1 pseudogene is annotated in these 319 nt (G+C 46.7%); it reads left to right on the forward strand.

Features of this window, described 5'->3' with window-relative positions:
• A pseudogene (locus AB4185_RS13725) lies at window positions 1-250 on the forward strand (ATP-dependent helicase); the annotation flags it as partial.
• Between the last annotated feature and the right edge of the window lie 69 nt (window positions 251-319).

A 319-nucleotide genomic window follows, 5' to 3' on the forward strand; every position in this document is an offset into this window, starting at 1 on the left:
TACTGGCCGTGCGGGTAACAGCGGCTTAGCGATCTCTTTGATGAGTCAGGATGAAGCTTACCTATTGGGTGACATTGAGCGATTACTTGATACGCGCTTGCCTCAAGAGTGGCTAGAGGGCTTTGAACCAAGCCTTGAAAAAGATCTAGCGCCCGATCGTGGTGGTCGCAGCAAGAGCCGTTCATCAGAAAAACGTAAGATGAAAGCGAAGCTTAAGATTCACCAAAACCGCGGTAAAGCACGTCGCTAATAAGCTGTACAAAGCTCCAGTTTAAAGATCTATACATATAAAAACGCGCCGTTACAGTGACTTCTGTAA

The organism is Vibrio sp. 10N.286.48.F5 (assembly GCF_041469785.1).
In the GTDB taxonomy this organism is placed as follows: Bacteria; Pseudomonadota; Gammaproteobacteria; order Enterobacterales; family Vibrionaceae; genus Vibrio; species Vibrio crassostreae_C.